This window comes from Streptomyces sp. NPDC093586, from assembly GCF_044764905.1.
In the GTDB taxonomy this organism is placed as follows: domain Bacteria; phylum Actinomycetota; class Actinomycetes; order Streptomycetales; family Streptomycetaceae; genus Streptomyces.
On record NZ_JBIWJA010000024.1, the window covers coordinates 84,069 to 103,597 of the forward strand.

General features: G+C 70.8%; 13 protein-coding genes. 10 read left to right on the forward strand and 3 right to left on the reverse strand.

All coding sequences use genetic code 11. The features are described 5' to 3' along the window. Window positions 1–17: 17 nt before the first annotated feature. Window positions 18–2,696, reverse strand: a complete 2,679-nt coding sequence (locus tag ACIRFH_RS23940) for a cellulosome protein (RefSeq protein WP_403524296.1) — start codon at window positions 2,694–2,696, stop codon at window positions 18–20. A 412-nt stretch (window positions 2,697–3,108) separates the two neighbouring features. Here ACIRFH_RS23940 and ACIRFH_RS23945 point away from each other — a divergent pair, with 412 nt between their 5' ends. The 5 genes from ACIRFH_RS23945 to ACIRFH_RS23965 all read left to right on the forward strand — a co-directional run bounded on the left by ACIRFH_RS23945 (window position 3,109) and on the right by ACIRFH_RS23965 (window position 9,273). Next, the gene (locus ACIRFH_RS23945; RefSeq protein WP_403524299.1) at window positions 3,109–4,128 is read left to right on the forward strand and encodes a LacI family DNA-binding transcriptional regulator; all 1,020 of its coding nucleotides are present in this window, start codon (window positions 3,109–3,111) and stop codon (window positions 4,126–4,128) included. Window positions 4,129–4,313: 185 nt separating this feature from the next. Continuing rightward, the gene (locus tag ACIRFH_RS23950; RefSeq protein WP_403524302.1) at window positions 4,314–5,555 is read left to right on the forward strand and encodes an extracellular solute-binding protein; all 1,242 of its coding nucleotides are present in this window, start codon (window positions 4,314–4,316) and stop codon (window positions 5,553–5,555) included. 20 nt (window positions 5,556–5,575) lie between these two features. Next, complete coding sequence (locus ACIRFH_RS23955) at window positions 5,576–6,559, forward strand: carbohydrate ABC transporter permease (RefSeq protein ID WP_403524305.1); 984 nt, start codon at window positions 5,576–5,578, stop codon at window positions 6,557–6,559. Then, window positions 6,556–7,401 carry a carbohydrate ABC transporter permease gene (locus ACIRFH_RS23960; protein WP_403524307.1) on the forward strand — a complete coding sequence of 282 codons (846 nt, stop codon included), beginning with the start codon at window positions 6,556–6,558 and terminating at the stop codon, window positions 7,399–7,401. The genes ACIRFH_RS23955 and ACIRFH_RS23960 overlap by 4 nt, the downstream gene beginning before the upstream one ends. Window positions 7,402–7,509: 108 nt before the next feature. Next, window positions 7,510–9,273: an amylo-alpha-1,6-glucosidase gene (locus ACIRFH_RS23965; protein ID WP_403524310.1), complete on the forward strand. Its 1,764-nt coding sequence runs from the start codon at window positions 7,510–7,512 to the stop codon at window positions 9,271–9,273. 75 nt (window positions 9,274–9,348) lie between these two features. Here the strand turns inward: ACIRFH_RS23965 and ACIRFH_RS23970 are convergent, their stop codons facing one another. Beyond that, a complete protein-coding gene (locus ACIRFH_RS23970) occupies window positions 9,349–11,478 on the reverse strand; it encodes a glycoside hydrolase family 36 protein (RefSeq protein WP_403524313.1) in 2,130 nt (709 codons plus the stop codon). 106 nt (window positions 11,479–11,584) lie between these two features. Between ACIRFH_RS23970 and ACIRFH_RS23975 the strand changes: the two genes are divergently transcribed. The 5 genes from ACIRFH_RS23975 to ACIRFH_RS23995 all read left to right on the forward strand — a co-directional run bounded on the left by ACIRFH_RS23975 (window position 11,585) and on the right by ACIRFH_RS23995 (window position 18,429). After that, the gene (locus tag ACIRFH_RS23975; protein ID WP_403524316.1) at window positions 11,585–12,622 is read left to right on the forward strand and encodes a LacI family DNA-binding transcriptional regulator; all 1,038 of its coding nucleotides are present in this window, start codon (window positions 11,585–11,587) and stop codon (window positions 12,620–12,622) included. A gap of 112 nt (window positions 12,623–12,734) precedes the next feature. Beyond that, window positions 12,735–14,063, forward strand: a complete 1,329-nt coding sequence (locus tag ACIRFH_RS23980) for an ABC transporter substrate-binding protein (protein WP_403524319.1) — start codon at window positions 12,735–12,737, stop codon at window positions 14,061–14,063. A gap of 28 nt (window positions 14,064–14,091) precedes the next feature. Beyond that, window positions 14,092–15,021, forward strand: a complete 930-nt coding sequence (locus ACIRFH_RS23985; RefSeq protein WP_403524322.1) for a carbohydrate ABC transporter permease — start codon at window positions 14,092–14,094, stop codon at window positions 15,019–15,021. Further along, window positions 15,018–15,872 (forward strand): carbohydrate ABC transporter permease, encoded by an 855-nt coding sequence (locus tag ACIRFH_RS23990; RefSeq protein ID WP_403524325.1) that lies wholly within the window; start codon window positions 15,018–15,020, stop codon window positions 15,870–15,872. Before ACIRFH_RS23985 ends, ACIRFH_RS23990 begins: the two co-directional genes overlap by 4 nt. Before the next feature lie 88 nt (window positions 15,873–15,960). Further along, a complete protein-coding gene (locus tag ACIRFH_RS23995) occupies window positions 15,961–18,429 on the forward strand; it encodes a CBM35 domain-containing protein (protein ID WP_403524328.1) in 2,469 nt (822 codons plus the stop codon). 68 nt (window positions 18,430–18,497) lie between these two features. Here ACIRFH_RS23995 and ACIRFH_RS24000 read toward each other — a convergent pair whose 3' ends face one another. Next, window positions 18,498–19,520, reverse strand: a complete 1,023-nt coding sequence (locus ACIRFH_RS24000; protein WP_403524385.1) for a LacI family DNA-binding transcriptional regulator — start codon at window positions 19,518–19,520, stop codon at window positions 18,498–18,500. Between the last annotated feature and the right edge of the window lie 9 nt (window positions 19,521–19,529).

Genomic DNA, 19,529 nt, shown 5'->3' on the forward strand with positions numbered 1-19,529 from the left:
GCGGTTCGGGGAGGGACCTACCGCGCGGACAGCGGCGTGACGGCGACCTGGTCGATCACCGGCGCGTACGGCGAGCGCTGGTCGTACTGGTTGTAGGTGTCGCCGTCGAAGTCCGGCAGTTCATCCGCCGTGAACGTCAGGCGGTTGGTGCCCTTCTTCAGGGTGACCGGCACGGTCAGCTGCCAGAAGTTGTTGAAGTGGAAGGTGGTCGGGAACAGGATGCGGCGGGCCGCTCCTCCGTTGACGGACAGGTCCGCGTGGCGGGCGACGGGGTCGGGGTTGTAGTGGGTGGCGGGGGCCTGCTCGGCGTTGGAGTAGCGGATGGTCAGTGCGTGCCGGCCGGCCTCGGCGGCCGTCACGTCGAGCGTGAGGGCGTTGGCCTTTCCGGCGCCGATGTCCGTGACGGCCTTGCCGCCGTCGGCGAAGCGGTGGGCGTCGGTCACCTTGGCGGCACCGGAGAGCGAGCCGTTCTCGGCCTGGTGGACGGTGGTCGTCAGCGCACCTCGTGACGGGGTGACCCGCAGCCGGTCGAGGACCAGTCCGTCGGACGTGCCGGTCAGGGTGATCTTGTTGATGCCGCCGGAGAGGAACAGCTTGACCGTGCTCGTGCCCTTCTTGGCGCCCCCGACCGACGTCTTCGAGAGCTTCTCGCCGTTCAGGGACAGGCTCGCCCGGCCGCCGCCCAGGTGGTCGACGGAGACGGTGGACTCTCCGTCGGCGGCGGAGTGGACCCAGAAGGTCGTGGAGGCGCCGTCGGTCAGCGTCACCGTGCCGGGTCCGGAGACGCCGGAGCGGGTGTAGGAGGGCTGGGCCCCGTCGAGCGCGGCGTACTCGGCCTCGTAGACGGCCGGTTGCGTGACGTGCGTGTCACGCAGGCTGAGGTCGATCTTGTCGATGATCGCGTCGCCCTTGGTGACGCCGAGATCGGGATCCTGCGCGGCGAGGGTGATCCGGTGCTTGCCGGCGCTCAGCTTCACCGTCGTGTCGGTGTGGCCCCACACCACCCACTTGTAGCCCAGCGGCAGCCGCAGCTCCTGCGGGTCCTTGCCGTCGACGCGCAGGAAGACGTTGGTCGGGCCCTGCTCCTTCACCAGGCCGTACAGATTGTAGGAGTTGGCGAAGACGCTCAGGTCGTACGTGCCGTCCTGGGGGACGTCGACGTCGAAGGCGAGGACCCCGTCGGAGCCGGTGCGCAGGCCGCCCACGTTGTAGGCGCCGGACGTGGCGAACTTGCCGACGTCGGAGGGCGTTCCCTCAGGCCCGTTCCTGGAGTAGCCCGAGCCGGTGTACGTCGCGTTCTCGGCCTCGTACGTCTTGCGCCAGCCGACCGAGGGCGAGGCCGGCACGCCGCTGCCGCCGGGGGAGAGGATGACCTGGTACGCGGACATCTCGTTCATGCCCCGCATCGGCAGGGTCACGGTGCCGTCCGCGCCGACCTCGACCTTCCGGTCGGCCAGCCGCAGCGGCTGCGCCGAGTCGCCGACCTGTCCGGTCCAGGGGATCTCCTGCACCGTGGCGTGCACGGTCTTCCCGAACAGCCCGGGGTCGACGTTGCGGAAGACGACGTCCGCGTCGCCGCTCTTGCCGCCGAAGACGGCCCGGGACTGCTTCTTGTCCTTGTCGAGGGTGGCCACGCCCTGGAGGGTGTACTGCACGTTCGGATGCGGCGCGGTCACCTGCACCGTGTGTCCGGACATCTGGCCGTAGGCGTTGAACAGCCACCACTGGCCGTTGCCCTTGTTGGCCTCCACGGCGGAGTCGTTGAGGTTGCCGTCGATGTTCCAGTACGCCAGGTCGGCGTCGATCTTCGACTCCTCGATGGCGGAGACCCACTGGACGACCTGGCCGGGCACCGACAGGTGGTAGTTGTGGCCGTACTCGTTGACGTTGACCGGCAGCGGGCCGATGCCGATCTCCTTCTCCCACCCCCGGTACTTGGCCACACTCGTGCGGACGGCGGCGGGCGAGGACAGCTCGTGCCAGGTCATCACGTCCGGGACGACGCCGTTGGCCTTGGCGTACTGCAGGAAGCCCTTGTCCTGGTCGAAGAGGACCGACGTGTTGGGGCCTGCGATCCGGGCGTCCGGGTCGAGGCTCTTGATCAGCTGGTAGACCTCCTTCCAGGCCGCGAAGAAGTACTGCGGGTCGTCCAGCCAGGACACCTTGTTGTAGGACCAGGAGCCCGTGCCGAACATGTTCCCTTCGGGTTCGTTGAAGGGGACGTAGACGACGTGGTCCTTGTAGTCGCCCATCGTCTTGACCTGGGCGACCTGCTTCTTGATCTTCTCCTTGAAGTCCGCGAGCCGCGCCGGGCCGTCGGCGCCGGGCCACTGGTACGGGAAGCCGCGGTAGATGTCCGTCATGTAGATGTAGACGTCCTTGCCGCCCGAGTCCACGAACGGCGGCAGCATCTCCAGCGCGTCCGCTCCCGGGTGCTGCGGACCGTCCTGCGCCTTGGTGGACACGGTGCGCAGACGCATGCCCTCGATGAGGTTGCGGCTGGGCACGCCGTCCCCGTAGACGCCGTACAGGGAGCCGGAGGCGCCGCCGTGGAAGGCGCCCGTGTCGGTGGCGAGGTCGATGACGAGCTGTTCGGGCTCCGCCGCCCCGGCCGTCCCGGCCGAAGGGCCGGCGAGCAGGGCGGCCGCGACGGCCAGCGCCGCGGCACCCGCCGCCGTCGTTCTCGTTCGTCTCACTGAGGTCTCCAGGAGTCCGTGGGGTGTGGAAGGGGGTTGCACCGGCGCGATGACGGGGGACGTGCGGGGCGTCGCGCAGGGGAAGCGTCGCCGGAACCGCGTCGAGCGGCCGGACGGGGCCGTGGAGACAGGCGAGTCGGCCGCCTCTGTCGAACCGGTTCGAGGGAAGCTAGCACCGCCGTAACAAGCCAGCAATACGCGGGACGAAGGGAATTGGGGCGACTTCTGCCGGGTTCCGGGGTGTCGAAAAAGGCTCTGCGCGAAGTATTGACAGCGGCCGGAGCCCTTCCTACGGTCCCTCTAGCGAACCGGTTCGACGATCGGTTGCGCGTCTCTTCCCCCTCGTCGGCGCCACCCGACCGGTGACCCGCCCCGACCTCTCGCAGCCCACCGAACCGATCAAGGAGTCGCCGTGAACATCGGTGAGATCGCCAGACGCGCCGGTGTCTCACGCAGCACCGTGTCCTACGCGCTCAGCGGGAAGCGCCCCGTCTCGGACGACACCCGCCGGAAGATCCAGGAGGTCATCGACGAGCTGGGGTACCGGCCCAACGCGAGCGCCCGCGCCCTCGCCAACGGCCGGACCAGCACGATCGGCCTGGTCTTCCCGCCGGCCGGGAACCACTACACCGGCATGCAGCTGGACTTCATCGGCAGCGTCGTGGAAGCCGCCGCGGCGCACGACCACGACGTCCTGCTGTCACCGAGCGGTGCGGACAGCGACCGCTCGTTCCAGCGCCTGCTGGGGGAGCGCCGCGTGGACGGCGCCATCCTGATGGAGATCAGGCTGGAGGACGACCGGGTCGACCACCTGGCCGCGCTGGACTTCCCCTGGGTGGCCATCGGCCGTACCGCGCGTCCGGAGGACGGGTGGTGGGTCGGCCTGGACCACACCGCGCTGGCCGCGGCGTGCGTCCACCATCTCGCGGACCTCGGCCACCGCAGGGTCGCCTTCGTGAACCGGCCGGAGCAACTGCTGCGGGCCGGATACGAATCCGCCCACCGGGGACTCGACGGGTTCACCAAGGCCGCGGCCGAGCGAGGGCTGACCGTGCGGACCTACTGCTGCGGGGACGACGCGGCGTCGGGCCAGGCGTGCGTGGAGCAGATCCTGCACGACGACCCGGCCACCACGGCCCTGGTCACCCTGAACGAGGCGGCCCTGGGCGGCCTCTACCGGGCGCTCGCCCGGGCGGGCCGCCATGTACCGCGCGATTTCTCGGTCACCGGGGTGGTGGCCGGCCGGTGGGCGGAGACGATGACCCCGCAGCTCACCGCGGCGGACGTACCGGCGGAGGAGATGGGCCGGCGCGCCGTCGAACTCCTCATGGAACGCCTCGACCACCCGGGCGCCGCCCCCCGGCACCACCTCCTCACACCCCCCATCTCCCTGCGGGCCAGCACCGGGCCCGCGGGCGGAACGACCCCGTAGGTCCGCGGGCCCCGCAGGTCCGCGGGCCCCGCAGGTCCACGGACCGCGCGTCTCCGCGCGGTTGCCGCCCCACCGGCCTCCCCCCTTCCCGCACCACACCCACCGGTGCCCCGGCTGTTCCCGGCGTGCCTCCGCACACCTCCATCGCCTCTCCGCACACCCGTGCCACAGACTAAGGACCCGCGATGCACACATCCTCCGGACGCCGCCTCACCGTGGCGGTGGCCCTGTCGACCCTCGTCGCCGTCACCGGCACCGCCTGCTCCTCCGGCTCGGGCAGCACGAGCGCCAAGGGCGACAGCGGCACGTACACCGTCTGGGACCCGTACCCGCAGTTCGACAAGGCGTCGGCCTGGGCGAAGCTGCTGGACGCCTGCGGCACCAAGGCCGGCGTGAAGATCAAGAGGACGGCCTACGACACCAGCGACCTCTCCAACAAGGCGCTGCTGGCGGCCCAGCAGGACAACTCCGCGGACGTCCTCGTCGTCGACAACCCCGTGGTGTCCACGCTGGCCGAGGCGGGCGTCCTCACCACGACCGACGAGAACAAGCTGGACACCTCGAAGGTCGACGCCAACCTGCTCGCGGCCGGCCAGTCGGACGGGAAGACGTACGGCACACCGATCGGCGCCAACACCCTCGCCCTGTACTACAACAAGGACGTGCTGAAGAGGGCCGGGGTGGACGTCTCCTCGATCAAGGACTGGACGTCGCTGACGGCGGCCCTGGAGAAGGTCAAGGGCACCGGCAAGAAGGGCATCACCTTCTCGGCCATCGGCACGGAGGAGGGCAGCTTCCAGTTCCTGCCGTGGTTCTGGGGCGCGGACGCGAAGCTGACCGCGCTCGACTCCGGCCAGGCGGCTTCCGCCCTGTCCCTGTGGAAGGACTGGCTGGAGAAGGGCTACGCCCCCAACTCGGTCCTCAACAACACCCAGACGACCAGCTGGCAGGAGTTCGCGAGCGGCGACTACGCCTTCGCGGAGAACGGCACCTGGCAGCTCGCCAACGCCGAGAAGGCGGGCTTCGACTACGGCGTCCTCCCCATCCCCGCCGCCGACGGGGGGAACGCGCCGGCGCCGACCGGCGGCGAGTTCGTCACCATCCCGGTCCAGGGCGACACCGGCCGCTACGCCACCTCCCAGAAGCTGGTCTCCTGCCTGACCAGCACCGAGAACCTCCACGCCACCGACACCACCCTGTCGTACGTGGCGCCGACCGGCGAGGTGCAGGACAAGCAGGTGGCCGCGAACGCCGGACTGAAGCCCTGGGTCGACGCGGTGAAGGCCGCCAAGGGACGCACCAGTGACGACCTGGGCACCACGTACCCGAAGATCTCCGAGCAGTTGTGGAAGGCCGTCCAGTCCGCCCTCAGCGGCGCGCAGTCGCCCGAGGACGCGCTGGCCAAGGCCCAGTCCGCCGTCAAGTAGCCAGGGAACCCGGTCCGCAGATGACGCACACGACCCAGTTGCCGGACCGCCGGTCCGCGCGCGTCCGGAAAGGGGCGGCCGGCGCCGCCCAGCCTCCGGACCCCGCGCGGACACGGCGCCGGCCGACTTCCCAGCAGTGGGCCGCCTGGGGCTTCCTCACCCCGGTGACGCTCTACCTCGTCCTGTTCTACGCCTATCCGCTCTACCGCAACATCGACCTGAGCCTGCGCAACTACACGGTCCGTTCCTTCGTCCGGGGCGACGCGCCGTTCACGGGCCTGGAGAACTACCGCACCGTCCTCGACGATCCGACCTTCGCGCCGGCCCTGCTGCACACCGCGGTGTTCACCGCCGTGTGCCTGGCCTTCCAGTACGCGATCGGGCTGGCGCTCGCCGTCTTCTTCCACCAGCACTTCCGGCTGTCGGCGACCTTGCGCGCCCTGTTCCTCGTGCCCTGGCTGCTGCCGCTCATCGTGTCGGCCTCCACCTGGGCGTGGATGCTCAACAGCGACTCCGGCGTCGTCAACGCGGCCCTGCACGTGGTCGGCATCGACCCGGTGAACTGGCTGACCTCACCGTCGTGGTCGCTCACCTCGGTGATCATCGCCAACATCTGGATCGGCGTGCCGTTCAACCTGGTCGTCCTCCACAGCGGCCTGCAGTCCATCCCGGAGTCGCTGTACGAGGCGGCCGCCCTCGACGGGGCCAACGCCTGGCAGCGGTTCTGGCGCATCACCTTCCCCCTGCTGCGCCCGGTGTCCGCGATCACGCTCCTCCTCGGCCTCGTCTACACCCTCAAGGTCTTCGACATCATCTGGATCATGACCAAGGGCGGCCCGGTGGACTCGTCGACCACCTTCGCCACCTGGTCCTACCAGCTCGGATTCGGCAACGCCCTGCCCGCCTTCGGCCCGGGCGCGGCCGTCGGCAACCTCCTCGTCGTCGCCGCCCTGGTGTTCGGCCTGATCTACCTGAAGGTCCAGCGGAAGCAGGACGCCTCATGACCACCGCATCCCTGTCCCGACCGCACCGCACCCGCGGCCACTGGTGGAAGACGGCCACGGGCGTCGCGCTCACCGCGGTCATGCTCTTCCCGGTCTACTGGATGCTCAACGTGTCCTTCACCCGCGAGCAGGACATGCGCAAGAGCCCCCCGGACCTCTTCCCCGCGCACGGCACGCTGGACGGCTACCGCCGGGTCCTCGACGAGCAGCTGCCCTACCTCGCCACCAGCCTCGTCATCGGCCTGGCCACCGTCGTGCTCACCGTGACCGTCGCCGCGCCCGCCGGCTACGCGCTGGCCAAGCTGCGACCGCGCGGCGGCGGCGTCCTGTCCTTCGTCCTGCTGGCCGCCCAGATGATCCCCGGCATCATCATGGCGATGGGCTTCTACGCCATCTACCTCAGCCTCGGCCTGCTCCAGTCGGTGCCCGGCCTGATCGTCGCGGACTCCACGCTGGCCGTGCCCTTCGCGGTGCTCATCTTCACCGCCTTCATGTCCGGCATCCCCCGCGAACTGATCCAGGCCGCCACGATGGACGGAGCCGGGGCCCTGCGCACCTTCCGGTCCGTCATCCTGCCGATGAGCCGCAACGCCGTGGTCACGGTGTCCCTGTTCACGTTCCTGTGGTCCTGGTCGGACTTCGTCTTCGCCGGCACGCTCGCGAGCGGCGGCGCCCACCAGCCGATCACCCTCGGCATCTACCACTACATCGGCAACAACAACCAGGAGTGGAACGCCATCATGGCCACCGCCGTCCTGGCCTCGGTGCCCGCCGCCGTCATCCTCGTCCTCGCCCAGCGGTACGTCGCCGCCGGCGTCACCGCGGGCGCGGTCAAGGACTGACCCCCGCCCGGCCGCCCTTGCCCCCTCCGTGACGGCATCCCGTCCGCGCGCCGGACGGCCGCCGCCGGCCGCCGCCGTCACCCCTGCTCGAGAAACGAGTCGTCCTTCATGACCGTCGCCCCTTCCGGCCCGGCCTTCTCCCTCCACGACATCCCCTTCAGCACCTACGGATCCTGGTTCGACATCTCGCCCGTGGTGGCGGAGAAGACGTACGCCGAGGATCTCCACCTCGTCTCCCACCAGACCGGCATGCACGGCGTCCTGCGTCTGACGCCCCTGAACGCCGGGACGGCCGACCGCGCCGAGACCCGCGTCGAGGCGACACCCGCCCTGCTCAGCTGGATCGGCCGGACCGGGCGGGTCGACCTCGCCTACGAGACGCCCGACACCCTCCGGCTGCGGGGCAGCGGCCTGGGCATGCGCATCTCCGCGGCGGAGCGGACCCTGACCCCGTTCAGCGGCACCTACTTCTACCGGGAACCGCACGCCGAGGCGTACGTCTTCACCTCCTACGAGACCGGGCGGCGCTATCGGATCACCCTCCTGTCGGGAGCCGTGACGGAAGCGGCCGGCGGGCAGACTTTGGGCGGCGCCGAACGCCAGGTCACCGTCGGCGCCGACGGTGACGGGAGCTGGGAGATCGCGGTCGAGGAGTACGAGACCGCGCGCCGGCCCTACCGGTCCCCGGCGGCCTTCGAGGAGATCGTCCGGGCCGCGCACGACGCCTTCACGGCCTTCACCGACGCCGTGGCGCCGTGGCGCTCGTCCGCCACCCCCGCCGCGGAACTCGCCGCCTACGTCCTGTGGTCCGCGACCGTCCGCCCGAAGGGCTTCGTGACCCGGCCCGCCGTGCTGATGTCCAAGCACTGGATGGACAAGGTGTGGAGCTGGGACCACTGCTTCAACGCCCTCGCCCTCGCCCCGGGCCACCCGGAACTGGCCTGGGACCAGTTCTCCCTGCCCTTCGACCACCAGGACGACAGCGGGGCCCTGCCGGACTCGGTCACCCACTCCGAGGTCCTGCACAACTTCGTCAAACCCCCCATCCACGGCTGGGCCCTCGGCCACCTGCGCCGACGGCTCCCGCACCCCCTCGGGGCAGCGCGACTGGCCGAGGCGTACGAGCGGCTCGCCCGCTGGACGGAGTTCTGGCTCACCTCCCGCCGCGCGCCGGGCGCCACCCTGCCCCACTATCAGCACGGCAACGACAGCGGCTGGGACAACGCCACCACCTTCGACCCCGAACGCGTCGTCGTCACCGCCGACCTGGCCGCCTTCCTCGTCCTGCAGCTGCGTGAACTCGCTGGCATGGCGCATGAGTTGGAGCTGCTGGACGACGCCCGCCGGTGGACCAGGACGGCCGATGCCGTGCAGGCGGCGATGCTCGACGAGCTGTGGAGCGACGGCCGGTTCGTCACCCGCTCGGTCGGCAGCGGCGACACGTGGAGCAGCGCAGGCCTCCTCGACCTGATGCCCATCGTGCTGGGCGAGCACCTGCCCGAGGACATCAGCGCCGTACTGGCCGAGCGGCTCCGGTCCCACCTGACCGAGTACGGCCTGGCCACCGAACAGCCCACCTCACCGCACTACCTCGCCGACGGCTACTGGCGCGGGCCGATCTGGGCCCCGTCCACCGTCCTCGTCGAGGACGGCCTGCGCCGCGCGGGACACCACCGCCTCGCCGACGACATCAGCGCCCGCTTCCGCGCCCTGTGCGAGACCTCGGGGTTCGCGGAGAACTTCGACGCCCTCACCGGCAGGGGTCTGCGCGACCGCGCCTACACCTGGACGGCCAGCAGCTATCTGCTCCTCGCCGAGGCCCACGAGCTCCGGCACACCGAACCGGCCCACTCCCACGGCCGTGCCCGCTGACACGTCTGCCGGAACCGGCGCATCGCGGACGTGGGCAGGCCGACGACCCCGTCCGCCTGCCCAGGTCCGCGCCGGTCAGGACCCGCTCAGGCGGACCAGCAGCACGCCCGGCGCGTGCGGCAGCGACACCCGCAGCCCGTCCCCGTCCCAGACCGCGGAGCCGGCGGGCGACGCCGGATGCAGGATCTCCGCGCTCACCTCCGCCCCCGCGAGGTGCGGGACCGGGAGGCGCACGCCGGTCTCCCCGCCACGCCGCCAGACGGACAGGTACGACGTGTGGCCGCCGGGCACGCGCAGGCCCAGGGCCAGCCACGCGTCCGTCCATCCCGGCAGACCGAGCGGCCAGAAGGGCACCGCGTCGGCGAGGTCTCCGCGGACCGCCTTGTAGGCGGTCACCGCGTCCCGTACCAGCGCCAGCTGGCCGGGCGTCATCCGGTCCAGGTGGCCCGACAGATGCATGCGGCCGAGCAGGGCCCCGCCCAGGGTGAAGGCGTTGAGGCCGTCCTCGTACCCGGGCTGCGGATAGGCCCAGACGGCGCCCTGCTCGGGCGGGACGGCGGTCGGGGCGGAGGCGGCGATGGGCGGGTAGCGCAGTGCGTCCTGCTGGTCGCTGGTGGACTGGAGCTGGGTGACGGAGAGGGTGGCGCCGTCCATGCGCATCCCGCCGGAGGCGCAGTTCTCGATGACCAGGCCGGGGTGCCGGTCCAGCACCTCGGACAGCCAGTCCAGGTACGCCTGCGCGTGACCCAGCAGTCCGGCCCCGGGGGCGATGTCGTCCGGGCCGCACGTGCCCGGATCGACCACGATGTTGTAGTCCAGCTTGAGGTAGCCCACACCCCAGTCACCGACGATCCGGTCCACCGTCTTGTCCAGGTGGGCCCGGGCGGCGGGATGCCGCAGGTCCAGCTGATGACGGCCCTGCTCGCTCAGACGGACCCCGTCGCGCCGGAAGAACGCCTCCGCCGGGAGGTCGGCCGCGATCGGGCTGCGCACCCCCACCACCTCCGGCTCCAGCCACAGTCCGGGCACCATGCCACGGTCCCGGATCCGGTCGAGGACCGCGCGGATCCCGCCTCCGGGGAAGCGGCGCGGTGAGGGCAGCCACTCGCCGACGCTGTCCCACCAGCCGACGGTGTCGTCGTCGTACCACCCGGAGTCGATGCAGAAGTACTCGGCACCAGCCTCGGCGGCGGCGTCGATCAGCGGCAGCAGCTTCTCCGTGGTCGGGTCGCCCATCAGCGTGTTCATGTAGTCGTTGTAGACGACGGGCAGAGCGGCGTGGTCCGGGTGCGGACGGCGTACGGATCTGCGGTACGAGGTCAGGGCGCCGAAGGCGTCGTCCAGCCCGGGGCCGAGGGCCAGCACCGCGGGCGTGGTGGTGAACTCGGCGCCGGGTTCCAGCCTCACCCGCCACTGGTGTTCCGCGTCCGTGGGTCCGTTGAGCGCCAGATACGTGCCGTGGCGGTGTTCGCCCAGGTCCCAGCGCCAGCCCGCCGGCGACTCGACCTGCCACAGCCAGGCGTGGCCGCTGTCGCGTGCCGTCACGGCGCCCATCGGAAGGTGCCCGTCGGTGGGCCAACTGCCGCGCCCGGTCAGGGAAAGGGCGGCCCGGCTGTCGTGCTGGTGCGCGTCGGCGCCGATGTCGGCGACGATGTCCCGCAGCGGCTCGGCGTACCAACGGCACTCCGCCAGCCAGTCGTTGCGGGCGCGGTGGACGTCGAGGAGACCGGGGGAGGGCAGGCCGCCGAGGAGCAGGCTGCTGACGGACTGGACGACGACCTCCCGTTGCCCCTCGTTGCGCAGCCGGACGCGGGAGCGCAGCACCGGCAGCCCCACGGGGGAGGACAGTTCGACGACGGCGCCCAAGCCGGTGCCCGCGTCGTGGAGTTCGAGGGTCAGGTACGTCCAGCCGTCGCGTTCCTCGACGCCGTGCCCGCGGTGACGCAGCCGTGAGCCGAGGGCCGTACCGGTGAAGCGCGGGCCGGACCAGCCGCTGCCGTGACCGACGGCGGTGAGCTCCACCAGGGGGAGGGGAGCGGCCGGGCCCGGCGCGGGCGCCGGATGCCCGGGTCGGTCCAACCGCGTCAGCCGCGGGATCCCGTCGGGACCGACGGTGAGCTCGGCTTCCAGCCCGCGGTGGCCCCAAGTGATCGTCGGTGGAGTGTCGTCGGGTGCCGAGCCCACGACGTCGGACGTAACGGTCACTGTCGTTCCCTCCCGGTGGCCGCCGCGGTCGGCGGCCGGTATCTGGTGCGTGAATCCATCGTTACGGTCTCTTGACGAGCCACATGTGACCGGTCACAATCCTGGCATGAATGTGACCGGTCACACAAGGCGCTCCGTGAGCATCCGGGACGTCGCCACCGCAGCCGGGGTCTCGTACCAGACCGTCTCCCGGGTGATCAACGGGCACCCCAGCGTCAGGCAGACCACCCGGGAGCGGGTCCTCGCGGCCATCGACGAGCTGGGCTTCCGGCGCAGCTCCACCGCGCTCGCACTGGCCAGCGGACGCAGCCGGACCGTGACCGTGCTCACCGCCAACACCACGCACTACGGCTACGCGTCGATCCTCCAGGGCATCGAGGAGGCCGCCCGTGCCGCGTCCTACGCGGTGGGGATCGGCGTACTCGATTCGTCCGACGCGGACGAGATCGCCGCCCAGGTCCAGCGGGCGGCGGACGCCGGCGGCGGACTCATCGTGATCGCCTACGATCCCGCCGGTGTGCGGGCCCTCGACGCCGTCCCCGCCCAACTACCGTTCGTCGGAGTCGTGGAGACCCCCGCACGACCGCCCGGCGGCGACCGCCCCTGGGTGTGGACCGACGACCGTGACGCCGCCTACCAGGCGACCAGTCACCTGCTTTCCCTCGGCCACGAGACCGTGCACTACCTGGCCATCCCGTCCAGCACCCGGCGCACCAGCGCCCGAACCGCCGGCTGGCGGCGGGCGCTCAAGGACGCGGGTGCCCCCCAGCCCCGCCCCGTGCAGGGCACGTGGGGGCCGCGGGGCGGCCACGCCGCGGGCCTGGGGCTCGCCGGGGACCCCGGCGTCACCGCGGTCCTGTGCGGCAACGACGACCTCGCGCTCGGGATGATCCGCGCCCTCCACGACACGGGCCGGGCCGTCCCCGGCGACGTGAGCGTGGTCGGATTCGACGACGCCCCGCACTCCGCCTACCTCACGCCGTCCCTGACGACCGTGCGCCTGGACTTCACCGGCCTCGGGCGATCCGCCTTCGGCCTGCTGCACGGCGTCCTGGAGGAGTCGGCGCAGATCGGTCCGCGCCCCGTCTCCGTACCGGAACTGGTCGTACGGGAAAGCTCGGGGCCCCCGCCCGCACGGCGGTGACCCCGCCCCCGGTGCCCCGCCCCCGCGGCGCCCACGCACGTCTCCTCGGCGGCCTCCCCTCCTCCGACATCGCTCGACATCGCCCCTTCGGCCACTTCGTGAAAGGCATGTCTTGAAGAGAAGAGTCTTCAGCGCGCTGGCGTTCCTGTGCGCCGCCGCTCTGTCCGCGACCGCGTGCAGCGATCCCTCCGCCGGCGATCCGGGTTCCGCCACCGACGGCAAGCAGGCCAAGGTCGACCCGACCGCCCGTCTGGACGGCGTGAAGCTGACCATGTGGACCGCGCAGAACACCCTCAACGCCCCCGAGCAGGTCATCGAGGCCTTCGAGAAGGCCACCGGGGCCACCGTCGAGACCCAGGCGATACCCGACCTCTACGAGCAGAACGTCCCCACCAAGCTCGCCTCGGGCGACAAGCCCGACCTGATGTTCTGGCAGCCGTCCATCTCCACACTGCCGTTCATCCGGCCCAAGCAGAACCTCCTCACCCTCGACGGCGAGGAATGGGTCTCCAGGCTGGGCGACACGGAGAAGTCGCTGGGCGTCATCGACGGCAAGCGGTACGCGGCGATCGTCACCAGCCCGGCCATGCTCGGCGTCTACTACAACAAGGACGTCTTCCGGCAGGCCGGCATCACCGAGAAGGACTTCCCCACGTCCTACGACGAGTTGCTGCGACTCGGCCACACGGTCGTCGACAGGACCGACGCCGCCGCCTTCTACGAGGCCGGCGGTGACAAGTGGCCCATGCAGTGGCAGATGCAGGTCCAGCTCACCGACCTCGACAAGCAGTGGTGGGCCGGCCTCAACCGGAACAAGGAGAAGTGGACCGACCCGGTCGTCGTCGGTGCGATCAAGAAGTACAAGGAGGAGCTGCTCGACGCCGGACTGGCCCAGAAGAACTACCGGACCGGCACGTTCACCGGCCAGGCCGACTCCCTGTGGAAGGGCGAGTCCGCGATGGTCCTCAACGTCACCTCCTTCCAGAGCCAGCTGCAGGCCAAGTACTCCACCGCCGAGATCGACCGGAAGATCGGCTGGTTCCCGGTCTCCCACTCCTCCGCCACCGGCATGTACTCGCCCGACCAGACCAACGGCGTCGTCGCCTTCAGGACCGGCGACGAGAAACGGCAGAACGCCGCCCGCCAGTTCCTCGCCTTCTGGCTCGGCCCCGACTACCCCGCCTACATCAAGGCCATGAAGATCCCGTCCGTCCAGCCGTCCGTGCCCACCCCGCCCGGCCTGCCGCAGACCTCGCTGGCCCAGCTCAAGGCACTGCCCACGGCCGACGGCGTCTTCCAGGCCAAGGCGATCGTCGCCCCCGACACGCACCTGTACCTCGCCGACATGATCTACGGCAAGAAGGACCCGCAGCAGGTCGCGCAGGCGATCCAGGACCAGTTCGCGCAGGTGGCCAAGGCGCAGGGCGCGCCCGGCTTCTAGACCGACCCCCGACGGGCAAGGACTTCCGATGGCGGACACGGCCATACGCACACGCACGCGAAACGATGCGCCCGCCACAGGGCGGGAGAAGAGGGTGGGGCGGCTGCCGCGCGCCGCCGTCCACCACCCCTGGTGGTTCGCGCTCCCCGCGATCGCCGTCTTCGCGGCCTTCTTCCTGGCGCCGAACCTGCTCAACTTCTACTACCCGTTCACCGACTGGTCCTCCTACCACTCCGACATCACCTTCACCGGCCTCGACAACTTCACGACCGTCGCCCACGACGGCTCACTGCTGCGGGCGATCCGTACGACCCTGCTGTACGCCGTCCTGGCGGCTCTCTTCCAGAACGGCTTCGGGCTGGCACTGGCACTGCTGCTGGAGGCGGACACCCGGTTCAACCGGTTCTTCCGCGCCGTCTTCTTCCTGCCCGTGCTCATCTCGGCACTCGCCACCGGCTACGTCTTCCAGGCCCTGCTGGACCAGGACGGCGCCCTCAACTCCGTTCTGGGCACCGACGTCCCGTGGCTCGGATCGACCACCTGGACGCTGGTCCTGGTCACCGTCATCCACGGCTGGAAGTGGATGGGGCTGTCGATGCTGATCTACCTGGCCGGCCTCAAGGGCATCCCGGGCGACATGCTCGAGGCGGCCCGGATGGACGGTGCCGGACCGTGGCGGACCTTCTGGTCGGTGCGCTGGCCGATGCTGGCGCCCGCGCTCACCTTCAACGTCACCACGGCGCTGATCGGCTCGATGAACACCTTCGACATCGTGCAGGCGACCACCGGCGGCGGCCCCGCCGCCTCCACCGAGGTCTTCAACATCTACATGTTCCGCGTCTTCGGCCAAGGGCTGTACGCCCAGGCCTCCGCGATGAGCCTCGTCCTCTTCCTGATCGTGGTCGCCATCGCGATCCCCCTGGTGGTCGGCCTCCGCCGAAGGGAGAACCTGCTGTGAGCACCACCGTGAAGACGGCCCCGGCCGTGCGTCCCGCCTGGCGCTACGGCCGTCCCGCCCTCGTCCTGCTGCTCGCCGCCCTCGCCGTCGGCGTACCGCTGTGGCTGGTCGCCGTCACCTCGGCCAAGCCGCAGGCCGAGGCGATCAGGCCGAACCTGGACCTGCCGCGGCACTGGCAGCCCGGCGGCAACTACCAGGAGGCCGTCAGCCAGGGCGAGATGCTGCACGGCTTCCTCAACTCCCTGCTGGTCGTGGTGCCTTCGGTCGCCCTCGTCCTGATCCTCGGAGCCGGCGCGGCCTGGGTCTTCGCCCGCCGGAAGTCGAAGCTGGTCTCGGCCGCGTACGCGCTGTGCATCAGCGGACTGCTGCTGCCGCCCGCCGTCATCACCATCGTGATGGAGCTGCGGCAGCTCGGGCTGGCCGGCACCCGGCCCGGGATGATCGCCGTCTACACCGGGATGTACCTGTCCACGTCGATCTTCTTCATGACCGGCTTCATCCGGGCCGTCCCGCTGGAGCTGGAGGAGGCCGCGCGCATCGACGGCGCCAAACCCCTGCGGATCTTCCTGCGGATCATCCTGCCGCTGCTCAGGCCGGTCGTCGCCACGGCGACGATCATGGTGATGCTCTACGCCTGGAGCGACGTCTTCTACGCCTTCTTCGTCCTCGGCGGCGGAGAAAAGGCGACCCTCCCGCTCAACCTCTACAAGGTCGCCAGTGCGCAGCTCTACCTCGACAACTGGCATCTCGTCTTCGCGTACGTCGTGGTGATGAGCCTGCCCATGGTCGCCATCTTCCTGGTGGCCCAGCGAAAGATCGTGTCCGGAATCACCAGCGGAGCCGTCAAATGACCGGAGGTCCCTCCACGTGAGCACTCCCAGACGCACACCGTTCCGTACCAGAACCACCCTGCTGGCAACCGCACTCGGAGTCGCCGCCATGGCAGCAACCCTCCCCGCGGCGGGCACCGCCGCCGCTGCCGAGCAGCCGCAGCGCCTCACCGTCGACCTCGCCGCCTCCGAGGGCCCGGTGATGCGCGGAGCCAACGGCGCGCTGTACGGGCTCAGCGACGACGGCGTGCCCGGTGACGCCGTGCTGGCGCCCCTGAAGATCACCAGCATCTCCCAGAAGCCGGAGGGCGGCGCCCAGCACCCCAACGGCGACGCCCTCTCCGTCTCGCCGTCGTTCTTCCGCAACGGCGGCGGCGAGATCAACATCATGATGCAGGACATCTACGCCCACTGGCCGTACGAGGACCTCGGCATCGACGACTACCTGTCCAAGGTCGACGACATCGTGAAGAAGGTGTCGGCCGCCCCGAACAGCGACCGCTTCGTCTACATCCCGTTCAACGAACCCGACTGGATCTGGTACGGCCTCGGCACCGAGGACCGGGCACAGTACGAGGCGAACCGGGACCGGTTCCTCGAGGACTGGAAGACGGTCTACCGGCGGATCCGCGCGATCGACCCCGACGCCAGGATCGCCGGCCCCAACGAGGCCTCCTACCACACCCGTCTGCTGACGGACTTCCTCGCCTTCGCCAAACGGGAGAACGTCCTCCCTCACGTCATGACCTGGCACGAGCTGTACTCCGGCTCGCTGCGGGACTTCCAGGGCCACTACGACGACTACCGCTCCCTCGAACGCGCGGCCGGCGTCGCACCCCTGAAGGTCAGCATCACCGAGTACGCCAACCGGCGCGATCTGTCCGTGCCCGGACAACTCGTCCAGTGGGTCTCGATGTTCGAACGCAACAAGGTGTACGCCAACCAGGCGTACTGGGACGCTGCCGGCAACCTCGACGGCAACGTGGTGCGCTCGAACATCCCCAACGGCGGCTGGTGGTTCTTCCGCTGGTACGCCGGACTGAGCGGCGACACCGTCAAGGTGACCCCGCCGCAGGCGAACACCGTCGACACTCTGCAGGGCCTGGCCTCCTACGACACGACGCGCCGCCAGGCGCAGATCCTGCTCGGCGGCTCCTCCGGCGACTCCGACGTCGTGGTCCGCAACGTCCCGCCCTCCGTCTTCGGCTCGACGGTCACCGCGACCGTCGCCGAGGCCGCCTGGTCCGGCTACGAGGGCCGGCACGCGGCACCGCGGGTCCTCGCGCGCACCAAGGTGAAGGTGGCGGACGACGGTTCGGTGACGGTCCCGCTGCGCGGCATGCGCCAGATGTCGGCGTACCGGATGGTCCTCACCCCCGGCGGCTCAGGCACCCCGGCCACCGCGTCCGTGCCCTGGTCGGCGTCGTACGAGGCCGAGGAAGCGGCCGTCACCGACGGCAGGGTCTACACGCAGGGCACCGTGGAGAACGCCAACGGCTACGCGGCCTCCGGCACCAAGGACGTCGGCTCCCTCGACCGGCCCGGCAGCAAGGTCGCCTTCTCGGTGACGGTGCCGAAGGACGGCACGTACGACCTGGCGATCCTGTACGGCAACCAGTCCGGCGCGCCGGCCACGCAGAAGCTGACGGTCGACGGAGGGGCCCCGGTCACCGTCACCTACCCCTCCACCGAGAACTGGACCTACCGCGGCAAGCAGGACCTCACCGTCCGCCTCTCCGCCGGGACACACGTACTCACGCTGGCCAAGGGCGACGCCGAGGTCACCCTCGACCGCATCGACCTGACCGCCCGCACCGGCGACCCCTCCGCGTCCTACGAGGCCACGCTCGCCGACATCAGCGGCAAGCCGACCTACGACTACTCCTCCTCGGCCGGGACCGGCACGGGCGCCCTGGTCCTGCGCCCGGGCGACAGGGCGGTCTTCGACGTCTACGCCCCGCGCGAGGGCTACTACACCGTGGTCCCGCGCGCCTCGGCGGCCGTGCGGCTCACCCTGCACGGAGCGACGGTCCAGGCGCCGCCGGGAGCACCCCTGCGCCTCTACCTCGCGGCGGGCAACAACCGCGTCGCGGTGACCTCGCAGCACGCCTCCGTCCGCTCCCTCGACGTCTCGGGCACAGGCTCCGCCTCCGGCACGCTCGGCTACGAGGCCACCACCGCCGCCCTGACGGGCGGGGCACGGCTCGTCGACTCGGTGTACGCCTCGGCCGGCTCCGCCGTCGGCTGGCTCGGCAACAGCCCTTCCAGCACCGCCGAGTTCACGGTGACAGCACCCCGCGCGGGCCGCTACCTCCTGACGATCCACTACGCCCACAACGACCGCCGCGACAACGGCCACGCCTACAACACGGACATCATGTCCCGCACCGCGGACGTCAGGGTGGGCGCCGGCACCCCGCAGAAGGTCACCTTCAAGAACACCTGGAGCTGGGACGACTACTGGACCCTGAGCGTTCCCGTCGATCTGCGGAAGGGAGCCAACAACATCACCTTCGGCAACGCGAGCGCATGGGCTCCGAACATCGACCGGATCGAGCTGGGCCGCGTCATCGGATAGCGGCGACCCGGAACAGTCCGGGCCAGGTCTCCCCGCGGACCTGGCCCGGACCCCGGCCGGCCGGTCCCTCACGTCCTTCTGCAGGTGGCCGTACTGTCCCGGACCACGAGGGTGGTGGCCAGTTCGACCCGGCGGCTCTCCGGTTCCTCGCCGTTGATCAGCCGGAGCAGGGTGCGCAGGGCGCTGCCGCCCATCTCCTTGAGCGGCTGGCGCACGGTCGTCAGGGCGGGGGAGACCCAGCGTGCTTCGGGCAGGTCGTCGAAACCGATCACGCTGATGTCGTCGGGCACCCGCAGACCGGCCCCGGCCAGTGCCTCGTACCCGCCGATGGCCATGTGGTCGGAGCAGACGAAGAGAGCGGTCGGGGGTTCGGGCAGTGCGATGAGCGCCCGGACCTGCTCGGCGCCGCCGGACCGCTCGTAGGTGCCGTGCCGCAGCAGCTCCGGTGGCACCTCGAGGCCGGCGGCGGCCATGGCCGAGCGGTAACCGGCGATGCGGGCCCGGGCGTAGAGATGGTCGGGCGGGCCCGTCACCAGTCCGATGCGGCGGTGGCCCCGCTCCAGGAGGTGGGCGGTCGCCTCGTACGCGCCGGCCCAGTTCGTGGTGCCCACGGACATCACATCGGGCGACGGGTCGCTGAGCGGATCGATGACGACGCACGGCACCTGCGCCCGCCGCAGCCGCGCCACCTGGTCCGCCGTCGGCTCGATCAGGCCCAGGACCACGCCGGCGCTGCCGCGTTCCAGGATGCGGTCCACCCAGTCCCGGCCCGGCCGCCTGCCGGCGGGCGCGGAGGTGCGCGCCACGGAGACCACCACGTGCACGCCGGCCTCGTACGCCGCCGCCTCCATGCCGCTGGCGACGCTGGCGGGCCACGAGCCGTCGAGTCCGCTCATCACCAGGTCGACGGTCCGGACGGCCGGCCCCGCGGCGGGGATGCCGCGCCGTACGTACCGGTGCTCGCGCAGGGCCGAGTCCACCTTGGCGCGGGTGTCCTGAGAGACGTCCGTCCGGTCGTTCAGGACCTTCGAGACGGTGGAGACCGACACGCCCGCCGTCTCGGCGATCTGGGCGAGGGTGGGGCGCGGCAGCCGGCTCGC

What these genes read in the sequence shown, in the direction of transcription:
- ACIRFH_RS23950 (WP_403524302.1), top strand. Translation starts at nt 4,314, where the DNA reads ATGCACACATCCTCCGGACGCCGCCTCACCGTGGCGGTGGCCCTGTCG.
- ACIRFH_RS23955 (WP_403524305.1), top strand. Translation starts at nt 5,576, where the DNA reads ATGACGCACACGACCCAGTTGCCGGACCGCCGGTCCGCGCGCGTCCGG.
- ACIRFH_RS23960 (WP_403524307.1), top strand. Translation starts at nt 6,556, where the DNA reads ATGACCACCGCATCCCTGTCCCGACCGCACCGCACCCGCGGCCACTGG.
- ACIRFH_RS23965 (WP_403524310.1), top strand. Translation starts at nt 7,510, where the DNA reads ATGACCGTCGCCCCTTCCGGCCCGGCCTTCTCCCTCCACGACATCCCC.
- ACIRFH_RS23975 (WP_403524316.1), top strand. Translation starts at nt 11,585, where the DNA reads ATGAATGTGACCGGTCACACAAGGCGCTCCGTGAGCATCCGGGACGTC.
- ACIRFH_RS23985 (WP_403524322.1), top strand. Translation starts at nt 14,092, where the DNA reads ATGGCGGACACGGCCATACGCACACGCACGCGAAACGATGCGCCCGCC.
- ACIRFH_RS23995 (WP_403524328.1), top strand. Translation starts at nt 15,961, where the DNA reads ATGGCAGCAACCCTCCCCGCGGCGGGCACCGCCGCCGCTGCCGAGCAG.